Below are 12,441 nucleotides of genomic sequence, written 5' to 3'. Positions count from 1 at the left end.
AAGACGGTTTATCACAGGTAGAGCGCCCCGCGCATTTCTCCGGTTCTGATCTAACAGGATTTTGGAGTGCTTCCGCAGGAGGTTGAGCGACAGCGACACGAGGCGGCGAATGTCCCTTCAAGCCGAGCAGTTTGAAGCACGGGGGGAGGGTCGTTCGAAAAGGGACCCCCGTTGGCCGTATGGGACCCAAGCAGAGGGCAACAGAGCGGCTTTCTCCCATTGACGAAATCACTTGCTCATGATCGGCGCGCCCGGTGCCGGCAAATCGATGCTGGCGGCGCGCCTGCCTTCGATCCTGCCGCCGCTGTCGCCGGGCGAATTGCTCGAAGTCTCCATGATCGCCTCCGTTGCCGGCGAGATCGAGGGCGGTGCATTGACCGCGCGGCGACCGTTCCGTTCGCCGCATCACTCTGCGAGCATGGCCGCACTCACCGGCGGCGGCATGCGCGCAAAACCCGGCGAGATCTCGCTCGCGCATCAGGGCGTGCTGTTCCTCGACGAGTTGCCCGAATTCGATCCGCGCGTGCTGGATTCGCTGCGTCAGCCGCTGGAGAACGGCGAGGTCTCTGTCTCCCGCGCCAATCATCGCGTGACTTATCCCGCGCGCTTCATGCTGGTCGCGGCGATGAATCCGTGTCGCTGCGGCAATGCGTTCGAGCCCGGCTATGCCTGCAAGCGCGGCCGCATCGACCGCTGCACGGGCGACTACCAGGCGCGCATCTCCGGTCCGCTGATGGACCGCATCGATCTGCGCATCGAGGTTCCCGCGGTCACCGCAGCCGATCTGATCCTGCCGCCGCCGGCCGAGGGCTCAGCCGAGGTCGCAGCGCGCGTGGCGGCGGCGCGCGACATCCAGCTCGCGCGTTACGCGGATGCGGGCCTGCCGCATGTTCGCACCAATGCCGAGGCGCCGGCCTCGGTATTGGAAGACATCGCCAAGCCGGATGCGCAAGGCGCCAAATTGCTGCGCGACGCCGCCGAGACCATGCGGCTGTCGGCGCGCGGCTATCACCGTGTGCTGCGGGTGGCGCGCACGCTCGCCGACCTCGACGGCGCCGACAAGATCGGCCGGCTGCATCTCGCCGAAGCGCTGTCCTACCGCGCACTCGCGGAGGATGTGCGGCAGATGGCTTGATCATTCCGCGCATCAACCCGGCGGTAACGAGTTTCCTTTACGCTCTGCAAACCATAAGGCCCAAGAGTCCCCACTGGGGTTCTCGATCCGAGCTCCCCGGGCCTGGCGAGTAGAGTGTCATGTTGCGTTTCAAGTTCCTGGCCTCGGTTGTTCCCCTGTTGGCGGCTGCGGTGTTTGCCCGCAGCGAGATCGGATCGGTCTCGCATCCCTGCATCGCCCTGGGCGATACCTCGGTCGAGCTGACATCCCTGTTCTGGACGGCCGGCGTCCATGTCGCCTTCACCGACGATCCGTCGCGGGCGACGGTGCGGGTTCAGATCACCGACGATGCGGACGATGCGGACTTCGCGGTCGTGGATGACGGTCTGAGCTTTGAACCGGACTCCTGCCAGGCCAATCCGGCGAACCGCCTCGTCACGATTGCCGCGCAGCCCGTCGACGGCGGCCCGGTGATTTATCTCTCCACCGACGGGCCGGCCGATTACCGCATCTATGTGCGCTCGAAGACGTTCTCGCAGCGCGAGGCCGCGGCGCTGATCGTTGGCGCCCACGGCGGCCACCGCCCGCTCCCGCTCCAGGCCGCCTCGCTCTGAGCCATTAACACCTCGTCAACCCTGTTTGGAGGCCGAGCCAAAGCCTCAAGCTGTTCGCAAGGTCGGCGAGACATCGTCGCACACGGCAGTGTGGTTTCGGACAAGAGTCGGGGTCGATGGCGATGGATCGGACGTTCCGGATCAAGGTGCGCATGCGCCGCTTCAGGCGACAGCATCCCCGAATTGCCTTCGCGATCCGCTCCTTCATGATCTTCTCGGCGACGTTTGGCGGCGCCTATGGCTTCATCGTCGGCAGCCGCTCCGAGAAATCCGGCTATGATCCCAACGCGTTCGCGATCGGTGCGAGCTTCCTGTTCGCCCTCGCCTGCCTCGGCCTTGCCACTCTCAGCATGCGGCTGCGCTTCGTCAACAAGCGGATGCGCAAGCTGGCCGCCCACAACGAGACGCTGATCGACCGCAATTGGGAACTGAAGGAAGCGGAAGAACGCGCGCGCAGCCTGTTCGAGCAACAGGGCGACCTGATCGTGCTGCGCGACCACCAGGGCCGCATCACCTTCGCCAACGACGCCTATTGCGCGCTCGCAGGACAGGCGCGCAGCGCGCTGGTCGGCACGCGTTTCGATTTCGACGTACTTGAGCAGGGCGACAACGCCCGCGAAAGCAACGGCACGCGCATTCACGACCAGCGGATCACCACCCCGCTCGGCGCGCGCTGGATCGCCTGGCGCGAAGGCTATGTCCGTCTCGATGCCGGCCAGCCCGCCGAATTGCAGAGCGTCGGACGCGACGTCACCGACCGCACCGAGACCGAGCGCGCGCTGTCGGACGCGCGCGACCAGGCCGATGCCGCCAACCGCGCCAAGTCGCGCTTCCTGGCGATGGCCTCGCATGAGATCCGCACGCCGCTCAACGGCATCATCGGCATGGGCGGTCTCTTGCTCGACACCACGCTGACGCCGGAGCAGACGACCTATGCCAGGGCGGTGAAAACCTCCGGTGAGGCGCTGATGGCGCTGATCGAGGAACTGCTCGACTATTCCAAGATCGAGGCCGGCAAGCTCGATCTCGAGCAGCGCCCCTTCGCGCTCTCGGCCATGATCGAGGAGATCACGGAGCTGCTGGCGCCGCGCGCGCAGGCAAAGAAGCTCGAGATCGCCGCCTATGTCGACGAGCGCCTGCCGCTCGAGGTCGTCGGCGACGCCGCGCGGTTGCGCCAGGTACTGCTCAACCTCGCCGGCAACGCCATCAAGTTCACCGCGACCGGAGGCGTCGCGCTGATCGTCGAACCCGGCATCTGGCCGAACGAGATCAGCTTTCTGGTGCGCGATACCGGTATCGGCATCGCGCCAGAAGCGCGGACGCGCATCTTCCGCGAGTTCGAGCAGGCCGACGAGCGCGTCGCACGCACCTATGGCGGCACCGGGCTCGGCCTTCCCATCAGCGAACGCATCGTCAAGCGCATGGGCGGCCGCATCACCCTGGAGAGCGAGCCGGGCAAGGGCTCGACCTTCGAGGTCGCGATCCCGCTTACGCCATCGCCAGCCGGCGCCGGACAGACGGTGTTCCCAACCCCCGATCTCACCGGCAAGTCGATCCTCCTGATCGCCGACGGCATCGAGGCCTCGCTGATCGCGCGGCGGCTGGAGCGCTGGGGCGGCCAGACCTGCCTCGTCTCGGATGGAGAAGTCGCAGAGGCGCTGCTGCCGGAGCGCTCATGGCATGCGGTGCTGGTCGATCGTGCGATCGGCGCTGCCATCGCCGACCGTCTTGGCGAGGTCGCCCGCAAGCATGCGGCGCAGCGACTGGTGCTGCTGACATCAAGCTCGCGCCACGAGAAGTTTTCAGCATCCTTCACCGGCTTTCTCATCAAGCCACTGCGAGCGGCTTCGCTCGCCGCACGGCTCGCGCTGACGCCAGAGGTCGCCTCGCCCGAACTGGCGCCGGAGCCGCCCGCTGACCCCGCCTCCCGCACAGTCACGACAAAAGGCCTGTCGATCCTCGTCGCCGAAGACAACGAGATCAACGCGCTGCTGATGCGCTCGCTGCTGACGAAACTCGGCCACCGCGTGGTTATCACCGTTCATGGCGAGGCGGCGCTGGAATCCTGGCTCGCGGCGTCATCCGCCGGCGCGCCCTACGATCTCGTGCTGATGGACATCCAGATGCCGCAGCTCGACGGCATCGAGGCGACAAAACGCATCCGCGCGCACGAGGCTGCCAGAGGCGGCCACCACACACCGATCCTCGCGCTCACCGCCAATACGCTGGTGGAGGATCGCTATGCCTGTTTCGAGGCGGGCATGAACGGATTTCTGATCAAGCCGCTCGATCGCGAGAAGCTGGAGGAGGCGCTGGCCGGGCTGGCGGCGGCGCGGCATCCGGCGGTGTAGGAAAGTCTCTCCTCCGTCATTGCGAGGAGCCCTTGCGACGAAGCAATCCAGAATCCCTCCGCAGAAAGATTCTGGATTGCTTCGCTGCGCTCGCAATGACGATGTGGGGGCAGGCGTGCTCCGAACACGGATATCGTAGGGTGGGCAAAGCGCAGCGTGCCCACCATTCACGTCCGACAATGCAGATAGATGGTGGGCACGGCGCTTTGCGCCTTTGCCCACCCTACGGCACCGCGGCTTATAGCCGTCGCAGCGCCACGCTTGCCACGGTGTGGTCGGCGCCCTTCTTCAGGATCAACGTCGCGCGGGGGCGGGTCGGCAGGATGTTGTCCTCGAGATTGGCGAGGTTGGTGCGTTCCCAGATCGCGATCGCGGTGGCGGTGGCTTCCTCGTCCGACAACAGCGCGTAGCGGTTGAAGTAGGATTTTGGATTGGTGAACGCGGTGTCACGCAGCGCCAGGAAGCGCTTGATGTACCATTGCCGCAGCGCCGCCTCGTCGGCGTCGATATAGACCGAGAAGTCGAAGAAGTCGGAGACCACGGGCACCGCCTTGCCGTCGCGCGGCAGCTTGCCGGTCTGCAGCACGTTGACGCCCTCGACGATCAGGATGTCGGGCTGGTCGATCTCGGCCCACTGGTTCGGCACGATGTCGTAGGTCAGATGCGAATAGACCGGCGCACGCACGTGGCGGCGGCCGGCCTTGATGTCGGAGAGGAAGCTGAGCAGCAGCGGCAGGTCGTAGCTCTCCGGAAAGCCCTTCTTCTGCATGATGCCCTGCCGCTCGAGCACGGCGTTGGGATACAGAAATCCGTCGGTGGTGATCAGTTCGACCTTCGGACGCGGCGACCAGCGCGCCAGCAGTGCCTGAAGCACGCGGGCCGTAGTGGACTTTCCGACCGCGACCGAACCGGCGACGCCGATGATGTAGGGCATCTTGCGGTCGCGGATGTTGAGAAACTGGCGCTCCGCGTAATACAGGCGCTGCATCGCATCGACATAGATCGACAGGAGGCGCGACAGCGGCAGGTAGATGTCCTCGACCTCCTGCAAGTCCAGGCGATCATGCAGTGAGCGCAGCCGGTCGAACTCGCCGGGCTCCAGCGTCATCGGCGTGTCGTCGCGCAGTCGCGACCACTGCTCGCGCGTATAGACGCGGTACGGATTATACTGCTGCTCGGGTGCGCGGATATCCATGACGCGACCTTTCCGTTGGGATCTACTAACCCTTGCGGGACGCCTTTTCTTCCAATCCGGACATATTCGTCCGCTTGTCCAGCGCGGCCTCGACCTCCTCCAGCTTTACGCCGCGGGCCTTGAGCAGCACAAGGAAGTGATAGAGCAGGTCGGCACTTTCAGCGATCAGATGCGCGCGATCGTTTTCGATTGCTGCGATTACGGTTTCGACTGCCTCCTCGCCGAACTTCTTGGCGCAATGCTCGGCGCCCTTGTCCAGGAGCTTGCGGGTATAGGACGCCTCGCCGCCGGCCGCCGCGCGGGCGTCGATGGTGTCGGCCAGATCGTGGATCGTGAAACGCGACATCGGAATTACTCGAACAACACACAAGGCCACGGAGGCCATTTCCCGCAGGCCTATGTAGCATTTCTATGAACGGGAGTCGTCAGGCATCCAGGCGCATGGGTAGTCCGCGCCGGGCCATGTGCTCCTTGGCTTCTCGGATGGTGAATTCCCCGAAGTGGAAGATCGAGGCAGCCAGCACGGCGGTGGCGCGCCCGTCGCGGATACCGTCGACGAGATGGTCGAGATTGCCGACGCCGCCCGAGGCGATCACGGGAACGGGAACGCTGTCGGCGATCGCCCGGGTCAGCGGGATGTCAAAGCCCTGCCTTGTGCCGTCGCGGTCCATGGAGGTGAGCAGGATTTCGCCGGCGCCGAGCGAGACTACTTCCTGGGCATATTCGATCGCGTCGATGCCGGTCGAGTTGCGGCCGCCATGGGTGAAGATCTCCCAGCGGTCACCGCCCGGACGCTTGACCCGCTTTGCGTCGATCGCGACCACCACGCACTGTCCGCCGAATTTTTCGGCAGCTTCCTTGACGAACTCGCGCCGCGACACCGCGGCGCTGTTGATTGAGACCTTGTCCGCGCCGGCGCGCAGGAGCGTCTTGATGTCGTCAACCTTGCGCACGCCGCCACCGACGGTCACAGGCATGAAGCAGGCCTCCGCCGTGCGCCGGACCACGTCCAGCATGATGCCGCGGTTCTCATGGGTCGCGGTGATGTCGAGGAAGGTGAGTTCGTCGGCACCCGCGGCGTCATAGGCGATCGCGGCTTCGACGGGGTCGCCGGCATCGCGCAGGTCGACGAAGTTGACGCCCTTGACGACCCGGCCATCCTTGACGTCGAGGCATGGGATAACGCGCACCTTGAACATCTGACGTCTCCTAGGCGGCGCGCGCGTTGCGGATCAGGGTGAGGGCATCCGCGGGATCGAGCCTGCCGTCGTAGAGCGCGCGGCCTGCGATGGCACCGGCAAGCTTTTTCGCCCGCGGCGTCAACATCGCCTTGACGTCCTCGATCGAGGCGAGGCCGCCGGAGGCGATCACGGGGATGGAGATGCTGTCGGCCAGCGCAATGGTCGCATCGAGATTCAGGCCCTTCAGCAGGCCATCGCGCGCGATGTCGGTGAAGATGATGGCGGCAACGCCGGCATCCTCGAAACGCCGTGCGATCTCGAGCACCGTCACCTGCGAAGTCTCGGCCCAGCCTTCGACGGCGACCTTGCCGTCGCGCGCATCGAGCCCGACCGCGACGCGGCCGGGGAATTTCCTTGCAGCCGCCTTCACCAATTCAGGGTCGCGCACCGCGGCGGTGCCGATGATGACGCGGGTGATGCCCTTGTCGAGCCAGGCTTCGACGGTTGCGAGATCGCGAATGCCGCCGCCGAGCTGCACCGGGATCTTGATCGTCTTGAGCATCGCCTCGACGGCCTGCGCATTCACCGGCTTGCCGGCGAAGGCGCCGTCGAGATCGACGACGTGGAGATACTCAAAGCCCTGCTCGACAAAGCTCTGCGCCTGGGCGGCCGGATTGAGGTTGAACACGGTCGCGCGCGCCATGTCGCCTTGCTCGAGGCGCACGCACTGGCCGTTCTTGAGATCGATCGCAGGAAAGAGAATCACGGCTTCCATCGCAAAAAGTTCGAGATCAGGGCCAAGCCGAAACGCTGGCTCTTCTCGGGGTGGAATTGGGTGCCGATGGCGGTGTCCTTCGCGACGATCGCGGTGACGGGCCCGCCGTAGTCGGCGCGCGCGAGCACGTCCGCCTCGTCGGCAGCGTTGAGGTGGTAGGAGTGCACGAAATAGGCGTGCTGCCCCTTGGGGCCGAGCGGCAGCTTGTTCAGCACCGGATGCTCGCGCAGCACGTCGAGCGTATTCCAGCCCATGTGCGGGATCTTGAGGCTCTCGTCGCGCGGCGTGATCTTCTCGACGTCGCCGCCGATCCAGTTCAAGCCGTCCGTCGTGACGTGTTCCTTGCCGCGGCTCGCCATCAGCTGCATGCCGACGCAAATACCAAAGAAAGGCCGCGCCTTGACGCGCACCGCTTCGGTGATCGCCTCGACCATGCCGTTGACGGCATCGAGCCCGCGCCGGCAATCGGCAAAGGCGCCGACGCCCGGCAGCACCAGGCGGTCGGCGCCGTAGGCCTGATCCGGATCGCTGGTGACGAAGACCTTTTGCGGGATCTCCAGGCTGCGCGCGGCGCGCTCGAACGCCTTGGCGGCGGAATGCAGATTGCCTGAACCGTAATCGATGATGGCGACGCTCATCTTGACCCTCCCGGTTCTGGAAACAATCCAATGATGCCGCCCGACGGCAGCGGTGGCGGATTTGAGAATTGCTGACCCGGCACGTTGCGGGTTGGCGGCGGGCCGCCGCGATCGACGGCCCATTGATCGTTGACGATGCCGCGCTGCTTCTGGCTCCAGCGCTCGAAGAAGCGGCGCTCGGCGGTATCCTCGTCGTCCGCAACGACGACATCGAGCTGACGCCAGCTGCCGCGCGACAGAGTCCAGCGGCGCAGGCTCGAGGCCTCGAAACCCATCAGCAGCGCGACGATGAGGTCGGCGAAGAAGATCGAGCTGCGTCCGATCCCGAGGCTGGACAGCCCCGCGTTGAACGCCGCGACGAAGATCACCCAGCCGATCAGCGCCAGCCAGAGCCTGTTCCACAGCAGCCAGATCGGGCCGAAGATCATCGCCCAGAAATGGAAGCCATCGCGCACGAAGACGAATTTGTCGGTCGCGCGCAGGTCGGCTCCGGCAGGGGAGGGAGCATGAACTGTGTAGACAGGCATGGTGATGCCCCGTTCTCTGAATTCAGTGATACCGCAAGCGGCGCGTGCCGCAGGCCCGAGACGTCAGCCGCCAAGCGAGCCCTTGGTGGAGGGGATTTCTCCCGCGGCCTTCGGATCGATCGCAACGGCGGTACGCAGCGCCCGCGCCAGACCCTTGAAGCAGGATTCGGCAATATGGTGGCTGTTATCGCCATATAGGGTCTCGACGTGGAGAGTCACGCCGGCGTTCATGGCGAAGGCCTGGAACCACTCGCGCACCAGTTCGGTGTCGAACTCACCGATCTTGTCGCGGGGGAATTCGGCCTTGAACACCAGGAACGGACGGCCCGAGATGTCGATGACCACGCGCGACAGCGTCTCGTCCATGGGCATGTGCACGCCGGCATAGCGGGTGATGCCCGCCATGTTGCCGAGCGCCTGCTTGACCGCCTGGCCAAGCGCGATGCCGGTGTCTTCGGTGGTATGGTGATGATCAATGTGCAGGTCGCCAACCGCCTTGACCGTGAGGTCGATGCGGGAATGGCGGGCGAGGAGATCGAGCATATGGTCGAAAAAGCCGATACCGGTCGCGATATTGGACACGCCGGAGCCATCGAGGTTCACGGTGACCTCGATGTCGGTTTCCTTGGTCTTGCGCTTGATCGTCGCGGTGCGCATTGAAAAGCGGTTTCCACTTTGGTTTTGAGCATGATCTTGTCGGAAAACCGGTACCCACTTTCCCGGATCATGCTCTTGGAGCCGAAAACGGCGGTCTTTTAACAGCCAAATGACGCCTTCGCTACTGCGGGAACGGCTGGCTGGGCCTCTACTTCTGCCTATGGTGAGCGAAATGGGCCCGGAGCGACCCGTTGTACGGTCGGCTCCGACCGCCTAAATCAGGCCAGACAACGAGGTATTTGATGCAGGATTCCCAGAACAGCGCGCCGGGCTGGCACGGCACCACGATTTTGACGGTCCGCAAGGCCGGCAAGGTGGTGGTCGGCGGCGACGGCCAGGTCTCGATCGGCCAGACCGTGATCAAGTCCAACGCCAAGAAGGTCCGGAAACTCGGCAAGGGCGACGTCATCGGCGGCTTTGCCGGCGCCACGGCCGACGCTTTCACCCTCTTTGAGCGGTTGGAATCCAAACTCGAGCAATATCCGGGGCAGCTGACCCGGGCCGCGGTGGAGCTCGCCAAGGACTGGCGGACCGACCGTTATCTGCGGCGGCTGGAGGCCATGATGATCGTGGCCGACAAGGACGTCTCCCTGGTGCTGACCGGCACCGGCGACGTGCTGGAGCCCGAGGCCGGGGTCATGGCGATCGGCTCCGGCGGCAATTACGCGCTGGCGGCCGCGCGGGCCCTGCTCGACACCGACAAGGACGCCGAGACCATCGTCCGCCGCTCCCTCGACATCGCCGCCGACATCTGCGTCTACACCAATCGTAATCTGACGATTGAGAGCCTGACGAGCGGCTAGGCCAGACCGAACAGGATATGGTGCCCGCCTACACCTTCCGCCCGATGAGCACGGCCGATTTGCCGCTGATCCGGCGGTGGTTGGGCGAAGCGCAGGTGCGGGAATGGTGGGGCGATCCGGACGAGCAGTTCTTGCTGGTGAGCGGCGATCTCGATGAGCCCGCGATGGATCAGTTCATCGTGTTGGCTGGCACCCACCCGTTCGGCTATCTTCAGTGTTATCGCCTGACAGCCTGGAATACCGGCTTTGGGCCGCAACCGGAGGGCACCCGTGGGATCGACCAGTTCATCGGCGACAGCGACATGATCGCGCGCGGCCACGGCTCCGCGTTCATCCGCCAGTTCGTCGACGGGCAGTTGCGGCAGGGCCTGCCCCGCATCGTCACCGATCCCGATCCGCTCAACGCGCGTGCCGTGCGCGCCTATGAGAAGGCCGGCTTCGTCCGCGACCGCATGGTCGAGACGCCGGATGGCACGGCGCTGCTGATGGTGCGCGAGCCGTGACGCTGACGAGCACGCACGAGAGCAAGGTCGCCGTACCGCCATTCGCCTGGATCGGCATCGCACTGCTGCTGCTGGCGCTGCAGGCCTCGATCCTGTTCGCGATGGGGCGAGTGCCGATCTGCACCTGCGGCACCATCAAGCTGTGGCACGGCGTGGTGAACAGCTCGGAGAATTCGCAGCACATCGCCGACTGGTACACCTTCTCGCACGTCCTGCACGGCTTCCTGTTCTACGGATTGACCTGGCTGCTGTTCGCGCGCCTGCCCTTCCTATGGCTGTCCTGGCCGGCACGGCTGATCATCGCGATGCTGATCGAAGGCGCCTGGGAGATCGTCGAGAACTCGCCCTTCATCATCGAGCGCTACCGCGCCGGCACGATTTCGCTGGACTATTACGGCGACAGCATCGTCAATTCGGTCTCGGACACGCTGTTCATGATGCTGGGGTTCCTCGCCGCGCGCGTGTTGCCCGTTGCAGTGACCGTCCTGCTCGGGCTCGCCTTCGAAATCATGCTGGCGCTCCACATTCGCGACAATCTGACGCTCAATATCCTGATGCTGATCCATCCGATCGACACCGTGAAACAATGGCAATCGGGGCCGCCGATCATCTGACGGCAAAAAACCGGCTTGTCCCGACCCGCATCTGATCCTAGCTAAGGTCCCATGACAGACTTCTCCCCCCGCGAAATCGTCTCCGAACTCGACCGATTCATCGTCGGCCAGGCCGATGCCAAGCGCGCCGTCTCGATCGCGCTGCGCAACCGCTGGCGCCGGCAGCAGCTCTCCGGCTCGTTGCGCGAGGAAGTGCTGCCGAAGAACATCTTGATGATCGGCCCCACCGGCGTCGGCAAGACGGAGATCGCGCGGCGGCTCGCCAGGCTCGCAAATGCGCCGTTCCTGAAGGTGGAGGCGACGAAATTCACCGAGGTCGGCTATGTCGGCCGCGACGTCGAGCAGATCGTGCGCGATCTCGTCGAGGTCGCGATCGCCCAGGTGCGTGAGCGCAAGCGCAAGGACGTCCAGGCACGCGCGCAGCTCGCCGCCGAGGAGCGGGTGCTCGACGCGCTGGTCGGCGCCAATTCCAGCCAGGCGACCCGCGAATCGTTCCGCAAGAAGCTGCGCGCCGGCGAGCTCAACGACAAGGAAATCGAGATCGAGACGCAGTCCTCGGGCGGCGGCATGCCGATGTTCGAGATCCCGGGCATGCCTGGCGCGCAGATGGGCGCAGTCTCGCTCGGCGACATCTTCGGCAAGCTGGGCGGCCGCAGCAAGACGCGGCGCCTGACGGTGGAGAACTCGCACGAGATCCTCGTCAACGAGGAATCCGACAAGCTGCTGGATACCGACCAGCTCACGCTGGAAGCGATCAGCGCGGTCGAGAACAACGGCATCGTTTTCCTGGACGAGATCGACAAGATCTGCGCGCGCGAAGGCCGGGTCGGCGGCGACGTCTCGCGCGAGGGCGTGCAGCGTGACCTGCTGCCGCTGATCGAGGGCACCACGGTCTCGACCAAGCACGGCGCGGTGAAGACAGACCACATCCTGTTCATTGCGTCCGGCGCCTTCCACGTCGCGAAACCATCCGACCTGCTTCCCGAATTGCAGGGCCGCCTGCCGATCCGCGTCGAGTTGCAGGCACTGACCCGCGACGACATGCGCCGCATCCTGACCGAGCCCGAGGCCTCCCTGATCAAGCAATATGTCGCGCTGCTGCAGACCGAAGGAGTTGCGCTCGACATCACCGACAGCGCGATCGACGCGCTGGCCGACGTCGCGGTCGCCGTCAATTCCACCGTCGAGAACATCGGCGCGCGGCGGCTCCAGACCGTGATGGAACGGGTGCTGGACGAAATCTCCTTCAGCGCGCCCGATCGCAACGGCGAGACCGTTCGGATCGATGCAGACTACGTGCAGAAGCACGTCGGCGACCTCGCCAAGAACGCTGATCTGAGCCGGTTCATTTTGTAATTCGGCGCTGCCGCGCTATTGATGCCGCTGTCGTCCCTGCGAAAGCAGGGACCCATAACCACCAGCGGCTCTTGTTGAAACAGATGGCGACCACGATCCCGGCTCGAACGACT

At 64.9% G+C, this 12,441-nt stretch carries 13 protein-coding genes and 1 pseudogene; 7 read left to right on the top strand and 7 right to left on the bottom strand.

The genetic code is table 11. The features are described 5' to 3' along the window. Positions 1–226: 226 nt before the first annotated feature. The 3 genes and pseudogenes from JQ627_RS14940 to JQ627_RS14930 form a co-directional block, all read left to right on the top strand. Positions 227–1,135 (top strand): annotated as a pseudogene (locus JQ627_RS14940) (YifB family Mg chelatase-like AAA ATPase); the annotation flags it as partial. 119 nt (positions 1,136–1,254) lie between these two features. Then, on the top strand, positions 1,255–1,728 hold the full coding sequence (locus JQ627_RS14935) for a hypothetical protein (protein WP_212484933.1): 474 nt from the start codon (positions 1,255–1,257) through the stop codon (positions 1,726–1,728). A gap of 116 nt (positions 1,729–1,844) precedes the next feature. Then, positions 1,845–4,079, top strand: coding sequence for an ATP-binding protein (locus tag JQ627_RS14930; protein ID WP_249143098.1), 2,235 nt, complete (start codon positions 1,845–1,847; stop codon positions 4,077–4,079). Positions 4,080–4,317: 238 nt separating this feature from the next. On the opposite strand, the gene coaA is transcribed toward JQ627_RS14930, so the two are convergent. The 7 genes from coaA to hisB form a co-directional block, all read right to left on the bottom strand. After that, a complete protein-coding gene (gene coaA, locus JQ627_RS14925; RefSeq protein ID WP_028150152.1) occupies positions 4,318–5,274 on the bottom strand; it encodes a type I pantothenate kinase in 957 nt (318 codons plus the stop codon). A gap of 25 nt (positions 5,275–5,299) precedes the next feature. After that, positions 5,300–5,620, bottom strand: a complete 321-nt coding sequence (locus JQ627_RS14920) for a phosphoribosyl-ATP diphosphatase (protein ID WP_212484932.1) — start codon at positions 5,618–5,620, stop codon at positions 5,300–5,302. Between the two features lie 79 nt (positions 5,621–5,699). Next, positions 5,700–6,473: an imidazole glycerol phosphate synthase subunit HisF gene (hisF, locus tag JQ627_RS14915; protein WP_212484931.1), complete on the bottom strand. Its 774-nt coding sequence runs from the start codon at positions 6,471–6,473 to the stop codon at positions 5,700–5,702. A 10-nt stretch (positions 6,474–6,483) separates the two neighbouring features. Further along, positions 6,484–7,221: a 1-(5-phosphoribosyl)-5-[(5-phosphoribosylamino)methylideneamino]imidazole-4-carboxamide isomerase gene (gene hisA, locus JQ627_RS14910; protein WP_212484930.1), complete on the bottom strand. Its 738-nt coding sequence runs from the start codon at positions 7,219–7,221 to the stop codon at positions 6,484–6,486. After that, on the bottom strand, positions 7,218–7,868 hold the full coding sequence (gene hisH / locus JQ627_RS14905) for an imidazole glycerol phosphate synthase subunit HisH (RefSeq protein WP_212484929.1): 651 nt from the start codon (positions 7,866–7,868) through the stop codon (positions 7,218–7,220). Before hisH ends, hisA begins: the two co-directional genes overlap by 4 nt. Further along, positions 7,865–8,395: a DUF2628 domain-containing protein gene (locus tag JQ627_RS14900; protein ID WP_212484928.1), complete on the bottom strand. Its 531-nt coding sequence runs from the start codon at positions 8,393–8,395 to the stop codon at positions 7,865–7,867. Before JQ627_RS14900 ends, hisH begins: the two co-directional genes overlap by 4 nt. Before the next feature lie 63 nt (positions 8,396–8,458). Next, positions 8,459–9,052: an imidazoleglycerol-phosphate dehydratase HisB gene (gene hisB, locus JQ627_RS14895; RefSeq protein WP_212484927.1), complete on the bottom strand. Its 594-nt coding sequence runs from the start codon at positions 9,050–9,052 to the stop codon at positions 8,459–8,461. 242 nt (positions 9,053–9,294) lie between these two features. Between hisB and hslV the strand changes: the two genes are divergently transcribed. Genes hslV through hslU form a run of 4 tightly spaced genes read left to right on the top strand, consistent with a single transcriptional unit; the run spans position 9,295 to position 12,328 of the window. After that, positions 9,295–9,855, top strand: coding sequence for an ATP-dependent protease subunit HslV (gene hslV, locus JQ627_RS14890; protein ID WP_212484926.1), 561 nt, complete (start codon positions 9,295–9,297; stop codon positions 9,853–9,855). A gap of 17 nt (positions 9,856–9,872) precedes the next feature. Then, positions 9,873–10,358, top strand: coding sequence for a GNAT family N-acetyltransferase (locus JQ627_RS14885; protein ID WP_212484925.1), 486 nt, complete (start codon positions 9,873–9,875; stop codon positions 10,356–10,358). Further along, positions 10,355–10,972: a DUF2585 domain-containing protein gene (locus JQ627_RS14880; RefSeq protein WP_212484924.1), complete on the top strand. Its 618-nt coding sequence runs from the start codon at positions 10,355–10,357 to the stop codon at positions 10,970–10,972. Before JQ627_RS14885 ends, JQ627_RS14880 begins: the two co-directional genes overlap by 4 nt. Before the next feature lie 51 nt (positions 10,973–11,023). Next, a complete protein-coding gene (gene hslU, locus JQ627_RS14875) occupies positions 11,024–12,328 on the top strand; it encodes an ATP-dependent protease ATPase subunit HslU (RefSeq protein WP_212484923.1) in 1,305 nt (434 codons plus the stop codon). Positions 12,329–12,441 lie beyond the last annotated feature (113 nt).

The organism is Bradyrhizobium liaoningense, assembly GCF_018130785.1.
GTDB classification, from domain to species: Bacteria; Pseudomonadota; Alphaproteobacteria; order Rhizobiales; family Xanthobacteraceae; genus Bradyrhizobium; species Bradyrhizobium liaoningense_A.
This window is presented reverse-complemented; position numbering and strand designations above follow the sequence as displayed.

Bases quoted from the DNA above. Each gene is read 5' to 3' on its own strand.
- JQ627_RS14935 (WP_212484933.1), top strand. From the start codon at position 1,255: ATGTTGCGTTTCAAGTTCCTGGCCTCGGTTGTTCCCCTGTTGGCGGCT.
- JQ627_RS14930 (WP_249143098.1), top strand. From the start codon at position 1,845: ATGGCGATGGATCGGACGTTCCGGATCAAGGTGCGCATGCGCCGCTTC.
- coaA (WP_028150152.1), bottom strand. From the start codon at position 5,274: ATGGATATCCGCGCACCCGAGCAGCAGTATAATCCGTACCGCGTCTAT.
- JQ627_RS14920 (WP_212484932.1), bottom strand. From the start codon at position 5,620: ATGTCGCGTTTCACGATCCACGATCTGGCCGACACCATCGACGCCCGC.
- hisF (WP_212484931.1), bottom strand. From the start codon at position 6,473: ATGTTCAAGGTGCGCGTTATCCCATGCCTCGACGTCAAGGATGGCCGG.
- hisH (WP_212484929.1), bottom strand. From the start codon at position 7,868: ATGAGCGTCGCCATCATCGATTACGGTTCAGGCAATCTGCATTCCGCC.
- JQ627_RS14900 (WP_212484928.1), bottom strand. From the start codon at position 8,395: ATGCCTGTCTACACAGTTCATGCTCCCTCCCCTGCCGGAGCCGACCTG.
- hisB (WP_212484927.1), bottom strand. From the start codon at position 9,052: ATGCGCACCGCGACGATCAAGCGCAAGACCAAGGAAACCGACATCGAG.
- hslV (WP_212484926.1), top strand. From the start codon at position 9,295: ATGCAGGATTCCCAGAACAGCGCGCCGGGCTGGCACGGCACCACGATT.
- JQ627_RS14885 (WP_212484925.1), top strand. From the start codon at position 9,873: ATGGTGCCCGCCTACACCTTCCGCCCGATGAGCACGGCCGATTTGCCG.
- hslU (WP_212484923.1), top strand. From the start codon at position 11,024: ATGACAGACTTCTCCCCCCGCGAAATCGTCTCCGAACTCGACCGATTC.